13 protein-coding genes are annotated in these 16,806 nt (G+C 70.4%); 6 read left to right on the top strand and 7 right to left on the bottom strand.

The annotated features are described in order from the left end of the window. Positions 1-23: 23 nt before the first annotated feature. Positions 24-2,420: a TonB-dependent receptor gene (locus KZ820_RS05685; protein ID WP_219747607.1), complete on the bottom strand. Its 2,397-nt coding sequence runs from the start codon at positions 2,418-2,420 to the stop codon at positions 24-26. Positions 2,421-2,593: 173 nt separating this feature from the next. On the opposite strand from KZ820_RS05685, the gene KZ820_RS05680 reads away from it, so the two are divergent. Then, positions 2,594-3,256 carry a hypothetical protein gene (locus KZ820_RS05680; RefSeq protein WP_219747606.1) on the top strand — a complete coding sequence of 221 codons (663 nt, stop codon included), beginning with the start codon at positions 2,594-2,596 and terminating at the stop codon, positions 3,254-3,256. Positions 3,257-3,363: 107 nt separating this feature from the next. On the opposite strand, the gene KZ820_RS05675 is transcribed toward KZ820_RS05680, so the two are convergent. Continuing rightward, positions 3,364-4,047: a YiaD family glycine zipper/OmpA-like lipoprotein gene (locus KZ820_RS05675; protein ID WP_219747605.1), complete on the bottom strand. Its 684-nt coding sequence runs from the start codon at positions 4,045-4,047 to the stop codon at positions 3,364-3,366. A 144-nt stretch (positions 4,048-4,191) separates the two neighbouring features. Between KZ820_RS05675 and KZ820_RS05670 the strand changes: the two genes are divergently transcribed. Next, positions 4,192-5,487, top strand: coding sequence for a hemolysin family protein (locus KZ820_RS05670; RefSeq protein WP_219747604.1), 1,296 nt, complete (start codon positions 4,192-4,194; stop codon positions 5,485-5,487). A gap of 245 nt (positions 5,488-5,732) precedes the next feature. Here the strand turns inward: KZ820_RS05670 and KZ820_RS05665 are convergent, their stop codons facing one another. The 4 genes from KZ820_RS05665 to purD all read right to left on the bottom strand — a co-directional run bounded on the left by KZ820_RS05665 (position 5,733) and on the right by purD (position 10,258). Next, the gene (locus tag KZ820_RS05665) at positions 5,733-7,718 is read right to left on the bottom strand and encodes a TonB-dependent siderophore receptor (protein ID WP_219747603.1); all 1,986 of its coding nucleotides are present in this window, start codon (positions 7,716-7,718) and stop codon (positions 5,733-5,735) included. A 105-nt stretch (positions 7,719-7,823) separates the two neighbouring features. Next, positions 7,824-8,279 (bottom strand): GreA/GreB family elongation factor, encoded by a 456-nt coding sequence (locus KZ820_RS05660; protein ID WP_219747602.1) that lies wholly within the window; start codon positions 8,277-8,279, stop codon positions 7,824-7,826. Continuing rightward, positions 8,276-8,965, bottom strand: a complete 690-nt coding sequence (locus KZ820_RS05655; RefSeq protein ID WP_219747601.1) for a helix-hairpin-helix domain-containing protein — start codon at positions 8,963-8,965, stop codon at positions 8,276-8,278. Before KZ820_RS05655 ends, KZ820_RS05660 begins: the two co-directional genes overlap by 4 nt. Before the next feature lie 33 nt (positions 8,966-8,998). Further along, entirely contained in the window at positions 8,999-10,258 is a 1,260-nt protein-coding gene (gene purD, locus KZ820_RS05650) for a phosphoribosylamine--glycine ligase (RefSeq protein WP_219747600.1), read from the bottom strand. On the opposite strand from purD, the gene xseA reads away from it, so the two are divergent. The 3 genes from xseA to KZ820_RS05635 are packed head-to-tail and all read left to right on the top strand — an operon-like array spanning position 10,257 to position 12,810. Next, complete coding sequence (gene xseA / locus KZ820_RS05645; protein ID WP_219747599.1) at positions 10,257-11,669, top strand: exodeoxyribonuclease VII large subunit; 1,413 nt, start codon at positions 10,257-10,259, stop codon at positions 11,667-11,669. The genes purD and xseA overlap by 2 nt on opposite strands. An 11-nt stretch (positions 11,670-11,680) precedes the next feature. Next, positions 11,681-11,881: a DUF2093 domain-containing protein gene (locus KZ820_RS05640; RefSeq protein ID WP_132910035.1), complete on the top strand. Its 201-nt coding sequence runs from the start codon at positions 11,681-11,683 to the stop codon at positions 11,879-11,881. Further along, entirely contained in the window at positions 11,878-12,810 is a 933-nt protein-coding gene (locus tag KZ820_RS05635) for a peptidoglycan DD-metalloendopeptidase family protein (protein ID WP_308462133.1), read from the top strand. The genes KZ820_RS05640 and KZ820_RS05635 overlap by 4 nt, the downstream gene beginning before the upstream one ends. Before the next feature lies 1 nt (position 12,811). Here KZ820_RS05635 and KZ820_RS05630 read toward each other — a convergent pair whose 3' ends face one another. After that, positions 12,812-13,348 (bottom strand): hypothetical protein, encoded by a 537-nt coding sequence (locus KZ820_RS05630; RefSeq protein ID WP_219747598.1) that lies wholly within the window; start codon positions 13,346-13,348, stop codon positions 12,812-12,814. Positions 13,349-13,571: 223 nt separating this feature from the next. Between KZ820_RS05630 and KZ820_RS05625 the strand changes: the two genes are divergently transcribed. Next, entirely contained in the window at positions 13,572-16,712 is a 3,141-nt protein-coding gene (locus KZ820_RS05625; RefSeq protein ID WP_219747597.1) for a TonB-dependent receptor domain-containing protein, read from the top strand. The last annotated feature ends 94 nt before the right edge of the window (positions 16,713-16,806 follow it).

Below are 16,806 nucleotides of genomic sequence, written 5' to 3'. Positions count from 1 at the left end.
CAGCGATCGTTGCGCTTCGGCGCTCACAGGCTAAAGCGCATTGTTCCACCGATCGTCCGCGGATCGCTCGGGCTGCCGAGGATCAGGCCGGAGTTGCCCGCCTGGATCGTCAGGTTCTGGATGTAGTCGGCGTCGAGCAGGTTGCGCGCCCAGACGATCAACTCCAGCCCGTCGGCGAAGCGATAGCCGATGTTGGCGTTGGTCAGATTGTAGCCGCGGATATAGGTGAAGCGCGAGAGGCCGGGATCGCCATTGTAGCCGCTGCGCGACGCGGTATCGACGTGGAGCGTCAGCGCGCCGCCGCCGACCGGGCGGACATAGTCGAGCCCGGCGGTGATGGCGAAGCGCGGCAGCGAGGCGAGCCGGCGGCCGGTGAGGCTGCACTGCGCGGTCGCCGCGGTCTGCACCTCGAGCGGGCAGGGGCCGGCGGGATAGTCGCTGTAAGCGCCCTCGGAATAGGCCGCGCTGGTGCGCGCGCTCAGCCCCGGCAGGATCAGCGCGGTGACGTCGGCCTCGACGCCCTTCACCGTCACCTCGGGGATGTTCGAGAGATAGCCGCGCAGCTGCACCGTCTGCGTCAGCGAGTTCTCGACCACGGTCGCCTGGAAGTCGTGCACCTTGGTGTAGAAGGCGTCGACGTTGAGGATCAGCCGGCGGTCGAACAGCGTGTTCTTGACCCCGACCTCGTAGGTCTCGTTGCGCTCGGGCCGCACCACCGCGGTGGCGAGCACCGGCCGGTTGTTGTTGTCGAGCGGCAGGCCGGACATGTTGATCCCGCCCGACTTGAAGCCGCGCGCGTAGCTCGCATAGGCCATGGTCTGCTCGGTCACCTGCCAGGCGAGATTGCCGCGGCCCGAGAGGCTGCCGTCGCTGTCGTGTGCCTCGTAGCGCTGCGGTCGCAGCACGCCGAGCCGCGCGTTGATCAGCGCGGTGCTCGTGGTCGCGGGACCGCCCGAGACGGTGGTGGTGTAATAGCCATCCTTGTCTTCCTGCGTGTAGCGCAGCCCGAGCGTGGCGGTGACCGTAGGGATAATGCGGTAATTGACCTCGCCGAAGGCGGCGTAGCTGAGGCTGCGGAAGTCGGTGCGCCCGTCCTGGCCGTAGCCGTCGAGCAGGTTGGACGGCACCGGCGTGTTGTTGGCGCCGGTGGTCGTGCCGATCAGGTAGCGCGCCGCGGCTGGGCCGTAGATGCTGATGGGGCGTCCGGTGAGCCGCTGGCGAAAGCCGTAGAGGCCGACGACATAGGACAGCGGTCCGGCGCCATTCGAGGCGAGCCGCAGCTCCTGGCTGTACTGGTCCTGCCGCGAGGGGATGTGCTGCGACAGCTGCACCGGAAGGCCGGTGTAGTCGCGGTCGTTCTCCGCGTCCCAATTCCAGAAGCGCCAGGCGGTGACGGAGGTCAGCGTGGCGAAGCCGAGGTTCCAGTCCGTGATCGCACTGACGCCGCCCTCGTTGGTGTCGACGCCGAGCGGCCCGTCGATGTCGGTCTTGCGATCATAAGGATTGGTGCTGGCGGGCGCATAGCCGAACTGTGCGGCGAGGCCGTTGGGGCCGCCGAACTGGCGGTTCGCGGCGCGCAGGCTCGTGCCCGTGCGCAGATAGACCTGCCCGCAGCAATAGGCCTGGAAGTTGGTGAAGTCGGCGATCACGCGCATCTGGATGGTGTCGTCGGGCTTGAACAGCAGCTGCCCGCGCACCGCCTGCGTGCCGAGCGTGTTGGTGTCGCGTCCGGTGCGCACGTTGTCGATCACGCCGTCGCGCCGGGTCGACACGCCCGAGATCCGGTAGGCGATGCTGTCGGTGATCGGCCCGGACACCCAGCCCTTCGCCTGGGCGAAGTTGTACTCGCCGTAGGACAGCTCGGCGAAACCCTCCTGGGTGAAGCTCGGCGCGCGCGTGGTGATGTTGAGCGCGCCCGCGGTGGTGTTCTTGCCGAACAGCGTCCCCTGCGGCCCGCGCAGCTCCTCGACCTGCTCGATGTCGGCGAAGTCGAACGCCGCGGTGGCGGGGCGCGCGTGATAGACCTGGTCGACGTAGAAGCCGACGCCGGGCTCCAGCCCGTCGTTGGCCTGGCTCACCGCGACGACGCTGGAGCCGAGCCCGCGGATCGTGAAGGCAGTGTTACGCGGGTTGGCCGAGGAATAGTTGAGGCTGGGGATCAGTGTCGTCAGCCCCTGTGTGTTCACCGTGTAGCTCTGGTCAAGCAGCGCGCCGCCCACCACCGACAGCGCCGCCGGCACGCGCTGCGCGTTCTCGGCGCGCCGCCGTGCGGTGACGGTCACGTCGGCCAGGCCGTCCGTCGCGTCATCCTCCTCGCCCTGCGTGGTGGCGCCGGGGGCGGGCAGCGACTGGCCGACGGCGGGAAGCGCGACGAGCGGCGCCGCCGCGGTAAGCAGCAGGGCAGAGAGACGGATCGACATGCAGCGGAACCCCTTCGGCGGCGGGTTCGGCCCCGTCCGCGACACGTCGCGCCATAACGACGCTATATACGGCCGTATATAGAGCACGTTGCGAAGAATTCGCGGCCGGTCCGGGTCGCGCGGCGCGCCGTGCCCGCTTGACCCGGGTCGCGCGCGATGATCGAAGGCGAGGCATGAGCGAGCTGCCACCGAACCGGAACGATGACGCCGGCACCCGCGCCGAGAAGCGCGCGGTCGAGGCGGCGGCGATCCGACGCCGCTGGATCACCTTGGGCGAGGTGCTCGCGCTGGCGGCGGTGCTGATCTCGGCGCTGACCCTGTGGAGCAATTGGAGCGACCGGCGCGACGACAAGGTCGCCAAGGCCGAGGAATCGACGCGCGCCTCCTCGCGCGCGGCCACGCTGACGCTGGTGGCATCGGCGGCGTCGAAGGACCGACTCACGCTGCGACCGGCCGCGGAGGCGCAGTCAGTGCAGAGCCAGACCCTGCTGTTCCCTTCCGCGCTCGGGCTCGACCCGGTCGAGACCACGGGCGAGCCGCGGATCGAGGGGGACTGGTTCGAGGGTGCGCTGAAGAAGGCGCGCGCCGGGGCCCACCGCCCCGACGACAGCCGCGGCGACGAGCAGATGCCGGTGGCGATCGTCACGCGCTACCTCGTCGACGGTGCACCGCACGAGGATGTCGCGCTCTATGACATCGGCTATTCGATCAGCGGCCATCTGTTCAGCGGCCACAGCATCAGCCTGCGCGGGCTCTCGCTCGTGACGCGCGTGCCGCGTACCAGCGCGCAGGCGCGGCTCGACGCGCGCTGGACCAAGCTGCTGTCGCCGCGCTGATCGGGCGCGCGCGCCGCCGGGGGGGGGCCGTGCTCCTGCGCAGACAGGGGCCCAGGGTCGCGGGTGCACCGGCGCGGCCGCACCGGCCGCGCCTCGCCGCCGCCACCTCAGCGCGGCGGCACGTCATTCTGCGAGATCGGCACCACCTTGATCTCTACGCGCCGGTTCGCGGCGCGGCCCTGCTCGGTGTCGTTGGTTTCGATCGGCTGGGTCTCGCCGAAGCCGCGCGTCGCGATTCGCGCCGCCTGCACGCCGTGGCTCGACAGATAGTCCGCCACCGAGGTCGCGCGCCGCTCCGACAGGTCCTGGTTGTACGAATCGCTGCCGGTCGAGTCGGTGTGGCCGTACACGTCGATATAGGTCTGCGGGTAATCCGCCAGCACGCTCGCTACCTTGTCGAGCGTGCCGCGAAACTGCGGCTGCACGTTCGCCGAGTTATACGCGAAGTTGATCCCCGACGGAATGTTGAGCAGCAGATCGTCGCCCTGGCGCGTCACCTGCACGTCGGTGCCGCGGGTGCGCTCGCGCATCTCGCGCTCCTGCTTGTCCATGTACGCGCCCACGCCCGCGCCCGCGATCCCGCCGAGGCCCGCGCCGATGATCTTCTCGGTCCGGTCGCGCCGCCCGCCGACGAGGTCACCGAGCAGATAGCCGCCGAGCGCGCCACCCAGCCCGCCGATCGCGGTCTTCGACATGCGTCGCTCGCCCGTCTCCGGATCGGTGGTGCACGCCGCGACCGAGACCAGCGACAGCGCGGAGACGGCGGCGACCAGCTTCGACGAGAGCTTCATGCGTTTCCCTTTCCCCAGATCAATGCCGGACAACCCGACGCGCGCGACCATTGTTCCTGCCACGCTGAATGCGCGATGACGGAGCGAACCGCCACTTTGCGGATTGTCGCGCGCACGCTTTACCGCCAAGAGGGCGCCACGAACATGCTACCGCCGTTCCCCTGGATCGACGTCGTCATCATCCTGGCGCTGGTCGCGCTCAACGGCGTGTTCGCGATGAGCGAGCTGGCGATCGTGTCCGCGCGCCGGGCGCGGCTGGAGGCGATGGCGCGCAGCGGCCGGCGCGGCGCCGCCACGGCGATCGAGCTGGCCGCGGATCCCGGCAAGTTCCTCTCCACTGTCCAGATCGGCATCACGCTGATCGGCATCGTCGCGGGCGCCTATTCCGGCGCGAGCCTCGGCACGCCCACCGCGGCACGGCTCGAGGCGCTCGGGCTGGGTCATGCAGCGGCCGAGCGGCTCGGCTATATCCTCGTGATCGGGCTCACCACCTATGCCTCGCTGATCGTCGGCGAACTCGTCCCCAAGCAGTTCGCGCTGCGCAAACCGGAGACCGTGGCGGCGCTGATCGCGCTGCCGATGGCCTATCTGGCGCGCTTCACCAAGCCGATCGTGTGGCTGCTCGACTCGACCAGTGCGCTGGCCTTCCGCCTGCTCGGGCTGACGCGCGAGAACGAGGATCAGGTCACCGCGGAGGAGCTGCACCTGATCGTCGCCGAGGCGAGCAAGTCTGGCGTGATCGAGGAGCATGAGCGCTCCATCATCTCGGGCGTGGTGCGGCTCGCCGATCGGCCGGTGCGCGAGGTGATGACGCCGCGCACCGAGGTGGAGTGGATCGACGTCTCGCTCGACGACGCCGCGATTCGCGCCAAGCTGCTCGACGTCGCGCACAGCCGGCTGCCGGTCGCGGAGGGCTCGATCGATTCGGTCATCGGCGTGGTGCAGGCGCGCGACGTGGCGATGGCGCTGTTCCGCGGCGAGACGCTCGACGTGGCGCGGCTGATGCGGCGCGCGCCGGTGGTGGTCGACCAGATCGATGCGATGGACGCGCTCGACGCGCTACGCCGCGCCGAGGTGCCGATGGCGCTGATCCACGACGAATACGGGCATTTCGAAGGGATCGTGACCCCGGCCGATCTGCTCGCCGCGATCGCGGGCGAGTTCGTCTCCGACGCCGATCCCGATGAGGCGCCCAACGTGGTCGAGCGCGACGACGGCTCGCTGCTGGTCGCGGGGACGATGGCGGCCGACGCGCTGGCGGAGCGGCTCGGCATCGATCTGCCCGAGGACCGCGACTATGCCACCGTCGCCGGGCTGGCGCTGGCGGCGTTCCGCAAGCTGCCTGCCGAGGGCGAGAGCTTCGAGGAGCAGGGTTGGAAGTTCGAGGTGGTCGACCTCGACGGACGCCGGATCGACAAGCTGCTCGTCAGCGAGGCGTGAGCGCGGTGGCCGGAGCGTGGATCGACCCTAACTCGCGGTTCGACTTCGTCTTCTTGCCGCCGCCACAGCATCATCCATGGCGTCATTCTGAACTTGTTTCTGGATCCACGCGTCGGCGAGCGCCGCGGCCGCCGAGTGCGCCGCGCGGTGGATCCTGAGACGAGTTCAGGATAACGGGGGGAGTGGCGAGCGCGACCATTCGCCGGACGCACCGTGCGGCATGGCAGCGAACCCCTGCCGACCGCTCAGAAGCGGTAGCGCGCGCTCGCCAAGACGGTTCGCCCCTGATCGCGGTAGCAGAAGCCCGCCGCGCAGGTGACCGGCTCCGCGCCCAGCAGGTTGGTGGCGTTGAGTTGGAACCGCAGTGGCGCGCGCGACGGCACGTCATAATGGATCACCGCGTCGGCGAACGTGCGCGCGTGGTTCTGGATCGCATTGGCGTCATCGCCCCAACTCGGCCCGAGGTAGCGCATCCCCGCACCGAGCCCGAAACCCCGGCCCGCCGGCGCATAGTCCGCCCAGAGCGAGCCGCTGTGGCGCGGTGTCGCCGACAGGTGATTGCCGATCGTACCCGCCGCGCCGCGCCGGATGCGCATGTCGGTGAGCGCATAGGCCGCGGTGAGGTCGAGCCCGGCCGCGATGCGGGCGGAGGCTTCCAGCTCCGCACCTCGTGAGCGAAGATCGAGCTGGACCTGGCGGTTGATCCCGGTCGAGGCGTCGAACACGACGCCGTCGCGCTGGCGGATGTCGAACGCGGCAGCGCTGAGCAGCACGCCGCTCCTCGGGTTCCATTTGACGCCACCCTCATATTGCCGCGCGCCGGTCGGCCGCGCCGGCGTGCCGTCGAGAAGCAGGCCGACGTTCGGCTCGAACGAGGTCGACCAGTTCAGATAGGGTGTTACGCCCTTCGCCACGCGCAGCGTCGCGCCGACGCGGCCGCTCAGTCGACGGTCGTCGCGCTCGATGGTCGGCGCGGCGGGCACATCGGTGCGCGCGTCGAGCCAATCGTGGCGGACGCCGGCGGTAAGCCCGAGCGCGCCCGCCTCGACTTCGTCCTGCGCGTAGACGCCGATCTGGGAAAAGCGCTGGCGCGTCGTCGGCACCAGCGGCGGACGCGCCAGGTTGGTGTCGGTAAGCGGGGCGGTGCCGAAGCCCTCGGCGCTGCGGTAGCGAACGTCATTAAAGTCGAGCCCGATCAGCAGCCGGTGGTGTACCGCGCCGGTGGTCAGCTCGGCGCGCAGCTGGTCGTCCAGGTTGACGCTCTTGGTCCAGTCCGCCGCGCGCGCGCCGAGGCGGGTGATCGGCGCGGTCGGGTCAGTGACGTAGGAATAGGCCATGTCGACGGTGACGTCCTGCACGCGCAGGTTCTGGTGGAACGACACCGCGTCGCCGAAGCGGTGCTCCAGCGCGTAGCCCGCGCGCCACTGGCGATGGGTCAGGTCGTTGAAGCGCGGGTCGCTCAGCGGGATCCGGGTCACGCCGCCGGCGTCGTTGTAGAAAGCCGCGCTCGCCCCCGTGCGCGACCGCATATACTCGCCCAACACGGTGAGATCGGTAGCATCGCCCAGCCGCGCGGTGGCGGCGGGCGCGAGGAAGTAGCGGTCGTCGTCGAAGCCCGCGAGCGAGGTGCCGCTGTCGCGGGCCACGCCGGTGAGCCGCAGCGCGACATCGTCGCTTATCGGCGCGGAGACGTCGGCGTTGAGCTGATACCGGTCGTAGCTGCCGACCATGCCCTGCACCTCGGCAAAGCGCTCGGCGCGCGGCCGCTTGCTGGTGACGTCGACCAGCCCGCCCGCGCCGCTCGCGCCGTACAGCACCGAGGCGGGGCCGCGTACGACCGCCAGTCGCTCGATGCCAAAGGGTTCGTTGCGCCACAGCCCGAGCGGACTGTTGAGCTGACGCAGCCCGTCGCGGAACACGCCGGTGTAGGTCGCCTGAAAGCCGCGGACGAAGAAAGCGTCGAAGCGCGGGTCGAAACCGTAGCTGCCGGTGTTCACGCCGGGAACATAGGCGAGCGCCTCGTTGAGCGTGCGCGACGCGCGATCGTCGAGCCGTCGGCGGTCCAGCAGCGTTACTGACTGCGGTATGTCGACGAGCGGCGTGGCGGTCTTGGTCGCGGTGGCGGTCGTACCCGTGACGATGACGTCGTCGGCCGCCAAGTCCTGCGCGTGCGCGGTGAGCGGCGCGAGCGCGACACCGGCGATGAAGGCGGCGAAAAGTTGTTGGTTCATGCGCGATCCCCCTCTGGGGACGCCCTAGACAAAGGTGCGAATGCGACGCAACAGCGTTCGGCTAAGTTACTCTACGTGCGTTATCTCGGAGCATCTGCTCAACGGTCAGCCGACGTTCAGCACCTCGATCGCTTCCTCGCGGCCGTTGAAGGCGACCGACTCGCCTTCGCTCGCACCGAGCAGCGCACGCGCGAGCGGTGCCGACAGGGCGAGCAGCCCGCTGGCGGGATCGGCCTCATCGTCGCCGACGATCGTCACCCGCCGCTCGCGCCCGTCGAGCGTGAAGGTCACGCAGGTGCCGAACCCCACCACGCCGTCGGCGCGTGCGGCGGTCTCGATCGCGGTGGCGCGCCGAGTTTTCCAGTAACGCAAATCGCGCGCCACTGCCTTGCGTGCTTCCTCTCCCTCGGCCGCGGCCAGCGCGCTCTCCAGATCGGCGATCCGCTCGTCGATCAGCGCGCGACCGCGCGTTGTTACGAGATTGGGTCCAGGGGGGATCGGCAGCTCGAACCGCGGCTCGAGATGCTCGTCGTCGCTCTCGCGGCGGAAGGCGACGCTCATCCCAGCTTCCCGAATTGCGCCTCGTAGCCGGCGCGATCGCCCTGGGCGAGCAGACGCGCCTGGTCGCGCCAGCGGTCACGCTCCATCCGCCCGGCAAAGACACCGAGCTGCGCGTCGAGCTGCGCCGCCTCCGCGTCGTCGAGCCAGGCGAGCTGGTCGACGCGCGTGATGCCGAGCTCGCCCAGCCGCATCGCGATCTTGGGGCCGAGGCCCTTGAGCAGCGTGATCGGCTGCGCTCCCGGGCCTTCGTCCGCCACCGTCGCCGGCGCGTCTGCCGCCGTGCTGGCGGGCGAGGCGTCGAGCGGCGCTGCGGCGACGATCGGTTCGTCGGCGAGCGATCGCTCGGGCGGTGCCTCGTCGAGCGACGTCTCTCGGGTCGCCGTGGGAGGCGGTACCGGGCGTGTTTCCTGCTCCACGGCGCGACGCTCGCCACGCGCGTCGTCGTCCCCGCGCATGATCGGCGGCACACCGTCGGCGGTGTTGGTCACCTCAACGCCGTCGGCGCGTAGCTCCTCGATCCGCTGCTGCTCCTCCGCCTCGGCGGCGCGGCGCCGGGCCTTGAGTCGCGCGCCCCAGATCATACCTATGACGGTAAGCACCGCCAGCAGGGCGACCAACGCGAGCGCGACGGTGACGAGCACCTGATCCTGCGAGATCGGTTCCAGGGCGAAGCTGGAAGAGTTCATCGGCGGGTCCTAACGTCGGGCAGCATCTGCGGGTCAACCATCGGCGCGCGCCTTCGCTCCGATGTCGCGGCGGAAGAAGCCGGTAGGGAAGTCGATCGCGTCCACCGCGCGATAGGCCGCATCGCGCGCGGCGGCGACGTCGGCGCCGGTCGCGGTCACCGCGAGCACGCGGCCGCCGCTCGCCACCAAAGTGTCGCCGTCCTGCCGCGTGCCCGCCTGGAATACGGTCGCGCCGGTCGCCTCGGCGGCGTCGATCCCGCCGATCGCGCCACCGGTGCGCGGTACGCCGGGATAGCCTTCGGCCGCCATCACCACCGTCAGCGCGGCGTCGTCGGCGAAGGCGGGGGCAGGGAGATCGGCGAGTCTGCCCTCGGCCACTGCGAGCAGCACCTCGACGAGATCGCCGGCGAAGCGCGTCATCAGCACCTGGCACTCGGGATCGCCGAAGCGGACGTTATATTCGATCAGCTTGGGGCCATCCGCGGTCAGCATCAGCCCGGCGTAGAGCACGCCGACGTAAGGTGTGCCCGCGGCGGCGAGCGCGTCGATCGTCGGGCGCACGATCTCGCCCAGTGCCTGCTCCTCCAGCTCGGGGGTGAGCACCAGCGCGGGGCTGTAGGCGCCCATCCCGCCGGTATTGGGTCCGGTGTCGCCCTCGCCGACGCGCTTATGGTCCTGCGCCGAGCCGAAGGACGCGGTGGAGGTGCCGTCACTCAGCACGAACAGGCTCGCCTCCGGCCCCTCCAGCCGCTCCTCGATCACCGCCTCGACCGGCCCCTGCGCGTAGAGGTCGCGGATCGCCGCCTCCGCCTCGGCGCGCGACATCGCGACCACCACGCCCTTGCCCGCGGCGAGCCCGTCGGCCTTGATCACGCAGGTCTCGCCGAAATCGTCGAGGCAGGCGAGCGCGCCGTCGCGCGTCGTCACCTTGAAATAGCGCGCCGTCGGGATGCCGACGCGCGCGCACAGATCCTTGGTGAAGCCCTTCGATCCTTCCAGCTTCGCGGCCTCGCGCCCGGGGCCGAAGACGGGCACGCCGATCGCGCGGATGTTGTCGGCGAGCCCGCGCACCAGCGGCACCTCCGGCCCGACGACGACCAGTCCGATCTGGTGGCGGCGGACGAAGTCGATCACCGCGCGGTGATCGTCGACGTCCAGCTCCGCGATCGTGGCGTGCTGCGCGATGCCGGGGTTGCCCGGCGCCGCGAAGAGCGTATCGAGACGGGGAGATTGCGCCAGTTTCCACGCGAGTGCGTGCTCGCGTCCCCCCGATCCCACCAGCAGGATGTTCATGGCCGACCCCCTCTACGATACTCAGGCGGGCCGGCTGGTAGCCGAGGCCACGCCCGGCGACAATGCGATGGCGGTCAGCGTCAGCGAGCTGTCGGGACGGCTAAAGCGCATGGTTGAGGGCGAGTTCGGCCATGTCCGGCTGCGCGGCGAGATCTCGGGCTACAAGCGCGCGACCTCGGGGCACGCCTATCTGTGCCTCAAGGACGATGCCGCGGTGATCGACGGCGTGATGTGGAAGGGCAGCGCCGCCGGGCTCGCCTTCCGCCCCGAGGACGGGATCGAGGTGGTCGCGACCGGGCGGCTGACGACCTATCCGGGCCGCTCGAAATATCAGATCGTGATCGAGCGGATGGAGCTGGCCGGCGCGGGCGCGCTGATGGCGCTGCTGGAGAAGCTGCGGCTCAAGCTGGCGGGCGAGGGGCTGTTCGACCGCGAGCGCAAGCAGGCGCTGCCCTTCATGCCGCGCACGATCGGCGTCGTCACCTCCCCGACCGGCGCGGTGATCCGCGACATCCTCCACCGGCTCGAGGACCGCTGCCCCACGCACGTCATCGTCTGGCCGGTCAAGGTGCAGGGCGCCGGCGCCGCGGAGGAAGTGGCGGCGGCGGTACGCGGGTTCGACGCGCTCCCGACGGAAGGCCCGGTGCGCCGCCCCGACCTGGTGATCGTCGCGCGCGGCGGCGGCTCGGTCGAGGACCTGTGGGCCTTCAACGAGGAGGTCGTGGTGCGCGCCGTCGCTGCCTGCTCGATCCCGATCATCTCCGCGGTTGGGCACGAGACCGACACGACTTTGTGCGACCATGCCGCCGACCTGCGCGCGCCCACCCCCACGGCAGCGGCGGAGATCGCGGTGCCCGTGCTCGCCGAGCTGCGGCTGTCGCTCGACGCGATGCGTCAGCGGACCGAGCGCTGCGCGCGCCGCTACGTCGAGCGCGGGCGCGAGCGGCTTGACGCGCTCGCGCGGGTGATGCCGACGCGCGATCGATTGCTCGGCCCGCAGCGCCAGCGGCTCGACGAGCTGGGCGCGCGGCTGGACCGCGGGCTGGAGCGGCGCGTGACTCGCGCGCGCGGCGAGCTCGACCGTACCGCGGGCGCGATCCGTTCCGCCGCGCTGGAGCGGCGGTTGGAGGCGGGGCGGGCGCGTCTCGCCGATCTGGGCCGGCTGGTCGAGAGCCTCAACCCGGACAAGCTGCTGGAACGCGGCTATGTACGCGTAGAGGCCGTGGCGGGCGGCACGGTGACCAGCGCGGAGGCGGCGTGCGCCGCAGGGGCGCTGCTGCTCCACTTCCGCGACGGTGCGGTGCCGGCGCAGGTGGGGGAGGGGGCGCCGCGCGAGCCACGCCCCGCCAAGGTTGAGCCGAAGCCGCCGCGGGCCTATCCTGAGAAGCCCGATCAGCCGCGCCTGTTCTGAGAGTTGCCCCCATGCTGATGAGCCACACCGACCGACCCGCCAAGCTCCACTATCTTGCCAACGGCTTTCGCGTGCTGGTGCCGGGCGACCATGTCGTGTGCGCGGTGTCGGGCGCGCGCATCGCGCTGGAGGACCTGCGCTACTGGGACGCGGCGACGCAGCGCCCCTTCGCCAGCGCGGCGATCGCGACCGAGGCGCTGGCGCCGCGGTGAGCGGACAACCGATGGCGGTGATGCTGGCGAGCGCGGCGGCGCTGGCCGGCTGTGTGCCGTCGCCCACGGCCGCGCCGCTCGCTGCCCCGCCCGAGCCGGTGACGGCCCCGCGTGACGAACCGGCGCTCCGGCCGACGCTGCCGCCACCGCCCGAGCTGGTCTCGCCCGTCCGGCTCGGGCTTCCGCCGGCGATCGCGCAGGGCGGCGTCGCGCTCGGCACTGCGCCGTCGGGGACGGTGCGCCTGACGCTCGACGGCGCGCCGGTGCCGCTCGCGCCGGACGGCCGGTTCCTGGTGGCCGCCGACCGCGATGCCACCGGTGCGCTGACGCTGACCGCGGCGCTGCCCGGCGCGCGGACGCTCACCGCGACGCTGCCGCTCACGCAGCGCGCGTGGCGGCTCGAGCGGCTCGACCGCGTCGCCAAGGTGCCCGTGCCAGACGCCGATTTCGCGCGCCGCCGCCCCGCCGAGCTGCGCCAGATCGCCGCCGCACGCGCCGTCGGTGCGGATTCAGTGGGCTGGCGCCAGCGCTTCCGCTGGCCGGTGACGGGGCGGATCTCGGGGCTGTTCGGCGCGCAACGGATCTATCGCGGCGAGCCCGGTAGCTATCACGGCGGGGTCGACGTCGCGCGCGGCGAGGGCACGCCGGTGGTCGCCCCGGCCGACGGCGTGGTCACGCTCGCCGCCGACCCGCCGTTCACGCTGGAGGGGCGGCTGCTGATCCTCGACCATGGCGCCGGGCTGACCAGCGCCTTCCTCCACCTGTCGCGGATCGACGTTAAAGTGGGGCAGCATGTGCGCCAAGGCGATCCCATCGGGTTGGTGGGCCGCACCGGTCGTGCCTCCGGGCCGCACCTGCACTGGGCGATGACGTGGCGCGGCGCGCGGATCGATCCGCAGCCGGTCGCGGGGGCGATGCCCGCCGGCTAGCTCAGCGCAGCCGCAGCGCGCGATAGCTGCGGCCGTCGACGTTGAGGAAGAAGGCGCCCATCGTGCCCTTGCGGATCCGCACCTTGGCGCCCGCCTTGGGCGGGAAGGGCATGGCGTCCGTCGTCTGCCACACCGGATTGCCCTCATCCGCGAGCGTGATCTCGCCGCGGCCGTTGGCGCCGGGGCGCGCGCTGCGGACCGTGGTGTTGATCTCGCTGAACGTCTCGCGCTGATCGGTCTCGCCGCGGTCGGCGCCGCCGCCCAGCAGACCGAGATCGGGAAGATTGAGTCCGAACACGGAGCGTCGCGCGCGCCGAACGTCCGCGCGATCGACGATCCGCACGTCGTTCTGCTTGACCGCCTGCTCGAGCGCGGCACTCGCCTTGTCATAACAGGCGAGCCGCTCGCCCGCGTCAGTGATCGCACGGCAGGTCGCGAAGTCGCCGAGCACGCGCTGCGCGCCGCCGCCAGACTGCGCGCTGACCGGCGCCGTCGCGAGGACCGCCATGCTGGCGGTAGCCGTCCAAAGTGGCCGCATCGTCACACTCCTCCCCTGGTCACCGACCCGCCAGCGCCGGTAGCACACCATTCTTTATCTGTGTCATTGAAGTTACACTCTTTCAAAAACGCCATCGAACAGGCGCGCCATGTTGCTGTGCAGCGTGGCTTCACGGTAGCCAACGCCATCCCGGGCGGCTGCGCCGGCCCGGAGCACATTCTGTGAATGCCGGAAAACCGGCCACAAAAGGGGACTGAACTCTATGCTGAACGCCTATCGTTCGCGCCTGCTCACCTCGACGCTGCTGGTCGGCGCCGCGGTCATCGCCGCCCCGGCGACCGCGCAGACCGCCGATCCCGCCAGCCAGCCCAAGACGGGCGTGCAGAGCACCGATCCCAACGCGCCGGCCGCCGGCATCTCGAGCCAGGACTCGGCCCCGCCCGCCGGCGAGACCAGCTCGGGTGACATCGTCGTCACCGGCACGCTGATTCGCAACCCGAACCTGGTCGCGTCCAGCCCCGTCGCGGTGATCGGGCAGGAAGAGATTCAGCTGCGTCAGCGTAATACCGCGGAAGAGCTGCTGCGTGACCTGCCGGGCGTGGCGCCGTCGATCGGTTCGGCGGTGAACAACGGCAACGGCGGCTCGGCCTTCGTCGACCTTCGCGGCCTCGGCAACTTCCGCAACGTCGTGCTGCTGGACGGCAAGCGCATCGCGCCGTCGAGCACCGTCGGTCGCGTCGACCTCAACAACATCCCGCTCTCGCTGGTCGAGCGCGTCGACACGCTGACCGGCGGCGCGGCCACCACCTACGGTGCCGACGCGGTGTCGGGCGTGGTGAACTTCATCACCCGCTCGGACTTCTCGGGCATGGAGCTGAACGTCTCGGAGGGCATCACCGAGCGCGGCGACGGCGAGCAGACTCGCGTCGACCTGACCGTCGGTGCCAACTTCGACGACGGTCGCGGTAACGCGGTGCTGTCGATCGGTTACCAGAATTCCGACCCCGTCTACATGGACGCGCGTCGTTTCTCGCAGAACAGCTACACCTCGACCAGCGGCTCGCCGGGCGGTTCGGGCACCACGGTGCCGTCGCGCTTCAACCTCGCCGGCCTCGCCGGCCGCGGCAACGCCGGCTTCCAGTCGGGCAACTTCCAGATCAACCCGACCTCGGGCGGGCTGCAGCAGCCGGTGCAGCCGTTCAACTTCAACCCCTACAACGTCTTCCAGGTCCCGTTCCAGCGCTACAACATCTACGCCGCGGGCCACTACGACGTCTCTGACAGCGTGCAGGTCTACAGCCGCGGTCTGTTCTCGAAGAACACGGTGAGCACCGTGATCGCGCCGTCGGGCATCTTCGGCTCGTCGCTCGCGATCCCGTTCTCGAACCCGTATCTGCCGGCGGCGGCGCGCGCGCAGTTCTGCGCCAACAACCCGACCTTCAACGCGCAGAACCAGCAGGTGGCGCAGCTTACCGCGGCGCAGTGCGCGGCGGCGGCGGTGGCGACCGATCCTAGCGACCCCAACTTCCGCTATTTCACCACCACGACCAACCGTCGTACCACCGAGACCGGGTCGCGTATCTCGGACTACGTCACGACGATCTTCGACTATAACGCCGGCGTGAAGATCGGCATCACCGATCGCATCAACCTCGATCTCGGCGGGTCGTACGGTGAGTCCGAGAACACGCAGACGATCCGCAACTACGCGCTGACGTCGCGCTTCCGCTCGGCGGCGTTCGCCACCAACACCACGACCTGCCTCGCTGGCGCGCCGGGTGGCGCGGACATCACGGCGGGCACGGGCTGCGTCCCGGTCAACCTGTTCGGCCCGGCGGGCTCGATCTCGTCGGATCAGGTGTCGTATCTCACCGCGGACAGCACCTCGTCGAACCGCACCTCGCTGGCGCAGGTCCGCGCGCTGCTGACCGGCGACGTCGGCTTCTCCTCGCCCTTCGCCAACGAGCCGATCGGCTTCGCGCTCGGCGGCGAGTATCGCAAGTACACCGCCAGCCAGAACTCGGACACGCTGTCGCAGACCGCGGGCGAGCTCGGCGGTGCGGGCGGCGCGGCGCCGACCTTCGCGGGCGGCTACAACGTCTGGGAAGCGTACAGCGAGGTCATCGTCCCGCTCGTCGAGGACAAGCCCTTCTTCAACAGCCTGACGGTCGAGGGCGGCGTGCGCTACTCGGCGTACAAGGTGGATGCGGTCGGCAGCCCCAGCTACGATACCTGGACCTACAAGGGCGCGGGCACGTGGGAGCCGTTCGGCGGCCTGAAGATCCGCGGCAACTACCAGCGTGCGGTGCGTGCGCCGAACATCGGCGAATTGTTCAACCCGGTGAGCACCGCGCTGACCAACCTGTCGTATGACGCGTGCGCCGGCGCCGCGCCGGTGAACAACGCGACGCTCGCCGCGGTGTGTATCGCGCAGGGTGCCCCGGCCTCGACGATCGGCAGCATCGAGACGCCGACCGCGGCGCAGGCCAACTTCACCGCGGGTGGCAACCTCAGCCTGCGTCCGGAGAAGGCGAACAGCTTCACCGTGGGCGTGGTGCTGCAGCCCGACTTCGTGCCGGGCCTCTCGATCTCGGTCGATTACTACAACATCAAGATCCGGGACGCGATCTCGCAGCTCACCGCGGGCAGCGCCTACAACCTGTGCTTCGGCGATCAGGCTGGCAGCGGCATCACCTCGGCCAGCGCGACGAGCGCGGCGTGCCTCAACATCGTCCGCAACCCCGTCACGGGCGCGCTGGACGGTGATCCGGCGACGACGCGCGGTCTGATCATCACGCCGAGCAACGCCGGTACGATCCTGACCGACGGCATCGACCTGAACGTCGGGTACCGCCGTGATCTGGGCGTCGCCAAGCTGAACCTGAGCTTCCAGGGCAACTGGACGTCGCGCTCGCAGTTCCAGGCGGCGCCGGGCTCGGACGTGCTGCGCTGCGTCGGTCTGTACGGCCAGAACTGCGGTTCGCCGGGTTCGGCCGGTCCGAGCTCGTCGGCGGGTTCGCTCCAGCCGGAGCTCACCTGGAACCAGCGCACCACGGTGTCGATCGGTTCGGCCGACATCTCGCTGCTGTGGCGTCACCTCGACAAGATGCGCGTCGAGCCGGGCGTGACGACCTTCAGCGGCACGATCGAGTCGGGCCCGCTGGCGGGCCGTCAGGTCAATTTCGGCCGCATCCCGGCCTACAACTACCTCGACCTGGCCACCCGTTTCGGCGTCACCGACAATTTCGACCTGACGCTGACGGTCACCAACCTGCTCGACAAGGATCCGCCGCTGGTCGGTGGCACCGTCGGGTCGACCTCGTTCAACAGCGGCAACACCTATCCGTCGACCTACGACGCTCTGGGCCGCCGCTTCGTGGTGGGCGCGCGCATCAAGTTCTGATCGCGTCTTACCGACGAGACGTTCGGGGGGTGGGCTTCGGCCCGCCCCCTTCTCGTATCTGGTCGCGGCGCCCTTGCGCGGCGACCTGCCGCCG

The organism is Sphingomonas citri (assembly GCF_019429485.1).
GTDB classification, from domain to species: domain Bacteria; phylum Pseudomonadota; class Alphaproteobacteria; order Sphingomonadales; family Sphingomonadaceae; genus Sphingomonas; species Sphingomonas citri.
The sequence above is the reverse complement of the archived record's forward strand: the minus strand, read 5'-3'. Positions and strand labels throughout refer to the sequence as shown.

What these genes read in the sequence shown, in the direction of transcription:
- KZ820_RS05685 (WP_219747607.1), bottom strand. Translation starts at nt 2,420, where the DNA reads ATGTCGATCCGTCTCTCTGCCCTGCTGCTTACCGCGGCGGCGCCGCTC.
- KZ820_RS05680 (WP_219747606.1), top strand. Translation starts at nt 2,594, where the DNA reads ATGAGCGAGCTGCCACCGAACCGGAACGATGACGCCGGCACCCGCGCC.
- KZ820_RS05675 (WP_219747605.1), bottom strand. Translation starts at nt 4,047, where the DNA reads ATGAAGCTCTCGTCGAAGCTGGTCGCCGCCGTCTCCGCGCTGTCGCTG.
- KZ820_RS05670 (WP_219747604.1), top strand. Translation starts at nt 4,192, where the DNA reads ATGCTACCGCCGTTCCCCTGGATCGACGTCGTCATCATCCTGGCGCTG.
- KZ820_RS05665 (WP_219747603.1), bottom strand. Translation starts at nt 7,718, where the DNA reads ATGAACCAACAACTTTTCGCCGCCTTCATCGCCGGTGTCGCGCTCGCG.
- KZ820_RS05660 (WP_219747602.1), bottom strand. Translation starts at nt 8,279, where the DNA reads ATGAGCGTCGCCTTCCGCCGCGAGAGCGACGACGAGCATCTCGAGCCG.
- KZ820_RS05655 (WP_219747601.1), bottom strand. Translation starts at nt 8,965, where the DNA reads ATGAACTCTTCCAGCTTCGCCCTGGAACCGATCTCGCAGGATCAGGTG.
- xseA (WP_219747599.1), top strand. Translation starts at nt 10,257, where the DNA reads ATGGCCGACCCCCTCTACGATACTCAGGCGGGCCGGCTGGTAGCCGAG.
- purD (WP_219747600.1), bottom strand. Translation starts at nt 10,258, where the DNA reads ATGAACATCCTGCTGGTGGGATCGGGGGGACGCGAGCACGCACTCGCG.
- KZ820_RS05640 (WP_132910035.1), top strand. Translation starts at nt 11,681, where the DNA reads ATGCTGATGAGCCACACCGACCGACCCGCCAAGCTCCACTATCTTGCC.
- KZ820_RS05630 (WP_219747598.1), bottom strand. Translation starts at nt 13,348, where the DNA reads ATGCGGCCACTTTGGACGGCTACCGCCAGCATGGCGGTCCTCGCGACG.
- KZ820_RS05625 (WP_219747597.1), top strand. Translation starts at nt 13,572, where the DNA reads ATGCTGAACGCCTATCGTTCGCGCCTGCTCACCTCGACGCTGCTGGTC.